The sequence below is a fragment of the Bacillus sp. 7894-2 genome, assembly GCF_002272225.1.
In the GTDB taxonomy this organism is placed as follows: domain Bacteria; phylum Bacillota; class Bacilli; order Bacillales; family Cytobacillaceae; genus Cytobacillus.
Window position 1 is genome coordinate 1 of record NZ_NPDG01000160.1, and the last position, 3,263, is coordinate 3,263.

The 3,263-nt window shown below is 38.8% G+C and carries 3 protein-coding genes and 1 pseudogene; 3 read left to right on the top strand and 1 reads right to left on the bottom strand.

The window, feature by feature from the left end; genetic code table 11:
- Nucleotides 1–66 precede the first annotated feature (66 nt).
- A pseudogene (locus CHI10_RS21800) lies at nt 67–1,016 on the top strand (D-2-hydroxyacid dehydrogenase).
- Between the two features lie 126 nt (nt 1,017–1,142).
- Complete coding sequence (gene perR / locus CHI10_RS21805; RefSeq protein ID WP_162272000.1) at nt 1,143–1,580, top strand: peroxide-responsive transcriptional repressor PerR; 438 nt, start codon at nt 1,143–1,145, stop codon at nt 1,578–1,580.
- Between the two features lie 114 nt (nt 1,581–1,694).
- Here the strand turns inward: perR and CHI10_RS21810 are convergent, their stop codons facing one another.
- Nucleotides 1,695–2,051, bottom strand: a complete 357-nt coding sequence (locus tag CHI10_RS21810) for a YgzB family protein (protein ID WP_048010460.1) — start codon at nt 2,049–2,051, stop codon at nt 1,695–1,697.
- Between the two features lie 150 nt (nt 2,052–2,201).
- Here CHI10_RS21810 and CHI10_RS21815 point away from each other — a divergent pair, with 150 nt between their 5' ends.
- A complete protein-coding gene (locus CHI10_RS21815) occupies nt 2,202–3,077 on the top strand; it encodes a nucleotidyltransferase-like protein (RefSeq protein WP_076260375.1) in 876 nt (291 codons plus the stop codon).
- Nucleotides 3,078–3,263: the final 186 nt, after the last annotated feature.

A 3,263-nucleotide genomic window follows, 5' to 3' on the forward strand; every position in this document is an offset into this window, starting at 1 on the left:
GCGCTTTTCTTATTACCATTCGGCGATGGGTGGTATGATGAATAAAACTGTGTTGGGGTGGAGTTTATGAAAATTGTGTCATCCATTTTGCCTCCCGAAGAGCTGTGCCAGGAAGTAATTCAGAATTTCCCTGAGGAAGATTTCCTGTTTTTCGACGGAATCGAAGCTGCAGGGGAATCCTTTTATCATGCTGAAGTATTTATTACATATGGAGAAGATCTGACAGAAGAATATATTAATAAAGCAACAAAACTAAAGTGGATCATGGTGATGTCAGCGGGAATGGATGAAATGCCTTTGAAAGCCTGCAAAGAGAAAGGCATCTTAATTACAAATGCAAGAGGAATCCATAAAATCCCCATGGCTGATTTTGCGCTTGGAACTATGTTAGGACATGTTAAACAAAGAGCACTGCTGGCTGAAAATGAAAAGGCAGAAGTTTGGAATCGTAATCTGCCAATGGAAGAGCTTCATGGAAAAACCTTGTTAATTATCGGTGTTGGGGCAATAGGGGGAGAGATTGCAAGACTCGCCAAATGCTTTGGAATGAAAGTGGCTGGAGTGAATAGGAGCGGACGGGAAAATATGTGGATAGATCGTATTTTTCCACTCAGCAGGCTCACCGGGATCCTTCCAGAGGCTGACTTTATCATTTCTGTCCTTCCCAGCACGTCTGAAACTAATTATCTGTTAAAGGATAAGCATTTCGCTGCTATAAGAATTCTGCTGTGTTTATGAATATAGGGAGAGGGGATCTTGTCGAGGAAAAGGTGCTTCTGTCTGCACTTGAAAAACACCAGATTTCACATGCGTATCTGGATGTTTTTGAAAATGAGCCTCTGCCTGAAGGACATCCTTTCTGGAGGATGGAGAATGTAACAGTCACCCCTCATCTGTCAAGCCGAACAAAAAACTATTTACCGAGATCTTTTGAAATTTTTAAGTATAACCTTCATACATATATAAAAAATAACAAAGATTATATGAATGTGATCGATGTTGAAAGAGGGTATTAAGATGATGAAAAGAACTGATTCCCTCTATTAAGGTGTTTGTAATATTGACAAATGTGGTAAAAAATTAGTACACTATTTATAAAGATTATAAAGTAAGAATATTTGTTGGAAAAGAGGTGCATGGCGGTGGCGCATATGGAATTAAAAGAGGCGCTGGATACTTTAAAGGACACTGGAGTACGTATCACTCCGCAGCGTCATGCGATACTTGAATATTTAATAAACTCCATGTCACACCCGACTGCTGACGATATATACAAAGCATTAGAGGGGAAATTCCCAAATATGAGTGTGGCAACAGTTTACAATAATTTACGAGTATTCCGTGAGGTTGGCCTGGTAAAGGAACTGACATATGGTGACGCATCTAGCCGCTTCGATTTTGTTACCACTCATCATTATCATGTCATTTGTGAAAGCTGCGGCAAGATTGTAGACTTCCACTATCCTGGCCTGGATGAAGTAGAGCACCTTGCTTCGCATGTTACAGGTTTTAAAATCAGCCATCATAGAATGGAGATTTACGGAACATGTCCGGATTGTGCAAGTAAAGAAGCTCACTAATAAAATTTTAAAGCTGCCGGCGCTGTGCTGTCAGCTTTTTATTTTTAATCAATAAAAAACCGGCTGTTAGAGAGCCGGTCATTTTAGAGCTTGAATATGGAAGCAAGAGATAAATCAGCTCTGCTTCGTATTTTTTTTGTTGTATTTTTCATCAAATTCAGCGCCCTCAAGATTTGGATCAAGCGTTAAAGGTTCATTGCAGTACATGCACATATCAACGCGGCCAAGCATCTTTGTGTGTTTTCCGCAATTCGGGCAAACCACCTGCACGGTTTTTGTTGAAAGCATGCCAATCCAAAAATAAACACCGGTGCTGGCAAGAATGCAGAGCATTCCGAGAAGCATAAATATTGTCATGAGAAGAGCGGAATTTCTGAAGAATATTCCGAGATACATAACGATAAATCCGATGAAAATTAAACTAAGGGCAAATGTACGAATCTTATTGATTTTATTTGAGTACTTAGCCATACTGCTCCCTCCTAAAAACTAACTATACCACACTCCTTTTGCTTAAATAAATATTAATATAGAATGGTGTCGAAAAATGTCTCACCTTTAGGAAGGATTTCATTTATAATTGTCGAAGATATACGCTATCAATAAAATGGAGGAATTATGATGGAAGATATTCTCCGTCCTATATACCAGGAACGGGCAAGCCAGACAAACACTCTGGGCGTGATTATGACCGAAAAAATGCAAAAGGCTATTCCTGCTACTGATACATTTGATGCTGTACTGCTGATCCTTGTTGAGGAAGCAGATGAACCTGTATTTGTTAAACATTACACATATAAAGATAAAAAAGCGGCTCTGCATATTGTGACAGATAAGCAGCTTCGCGAATGGATCCTGCTGGGGTCGAACCGGAAAATCTTTGATTGGCTCTATAATGGAAAAGTTTTATTTGATCGAAACGAATATATTCATAACCTGAAGGTGGAATTAAGAGAGTTTCCGTTCTATGGGCGAAAATTAAAAATGGGTCTTGAGTTTGCCAAGCTGATCAGACGATATATGGATGGCAAAGCCTTCTTTGAAAACCGCCATTATTTTGATGCCTATAACCATATTGTTCATTCCCTTCATCATCTGGCCAGGCTTGCTGTTATCGAAAATGGATTCCATCCGGAAGTAACTGTCTGGAATCAGGTAAAGCAAATTGAGCCTGAAATCATGAAGCTGTATGAAGAATTGGTTAATAGCCAGGAGCCGCTTGAAAAAAGGCTGGAGCTGCTGTTCCTTGCAAGCGAATTTTTAATCCATTCGAGAACGAAACAAGGAATCAGTCATCTTGCCGACGTGCTTGCTGAGAAAGAAGAATGGTCCATCCACGATATTATGAACCATGATGAACTTCATCTTTATGCGGTTGACTTAAGCATGCTTCTTGAGTATTTGATTGATAAGCATTTCATAGAAGTAGTAAACATAGAAACAAAAGGTCAGGGAATTTATCACAGGTATTACAAACTCAAAAAAAAATTATCGTAAAAAAACTTTAAAAGCTATTGACCTTTATTTAAATCCTTGTTATATTTATATCCGTCGCTGCGATATGAACGATAAACATTTTCACAGACGGCGGATAACTTATGAAAAAAGTGTTGACACACAAAATCAACACATGTTATATTAATAAAGTCGCTTCTGAGCGATCAGGTAAAATATAACAAAGAG

Coding starts and splice junctions, on each gene's coding strand:
- CHI10_RS21810 (WP_048010460.1), bottom strand. CDS start 2,051: ATGGCTAAGTACTCAAATAAAATCAATAAGATTCGTACATTTGCCCTT.
- CHI10_RS21815 (WP_076260375.1), top strand. CDS start 2,202: ATGGAAGATATTCTCCGTCCTATATACCAGGAACGGGCAAGCCAGACA.